The sequence below is a fragment of the Bradyrhizobium campsiandrae genome, from assembly GCF_014529705.1.
Classification (GTDB): Bacteria; Pseudomonadota; Alphaproteobacteria; order Rhizobiales; family Xanthobacteraceae; genus Bradyrhizobium; species Bradyrhizobium campsiandrae.
Genome location: NZ_JAANIH010000273.1, coordinates 1 through 387 on the forward strand (window position 1 = coordinate 1; position 387 = coordinate 387).

General features: G+C 40.1%; 1 protein-coding gene. It reads left to right on the forward strand.

Annotation, left to right across the window (positions count from 1 at the left end):
- The coding region (locus tag G8O24_RS47400) for an aminotransferase class III-fold pyridoxal phosphate-dependent enzyme (protein ID WP_188108460.1) at positions 1-387 on the forward strand (387 nt) is incomplete at both ends.

Below are 387 nucleotides of genomic sequence, written 5' to 3' on the forward strand. Positions count from 1 at the left end.
TTGTTAATGCTATTACAAAAGCAGCTCTGAAAGGTACCAGTTTTGGGACACCTACTGAGATTGAAACTGAATTAGCAAAATTAGTAATTGAACGCGTGCCATCTATTGAAATCGTTCGTATGGTTTCATCAGGAACGGAAGCAACGATGAGTGCTATTCGTTTGGCTCGCGGTTATACAAAGAGAGAAAAAATCTTGAAATTTGAAGGAAGGTATCACGGACATGGAGATTCTTTATTAATTAAAGCTGGCTCAGGGGTAGCAACACTCGGATTACCGGATTCTCCAGGAGTTACAAAAGGTCTTGCGGCAGATACAATAACAGTCCCATACAATGATATTGAAGGAGCCAAACTGGCCTTTGAAAAATATGGAGAAGAAATAGCAG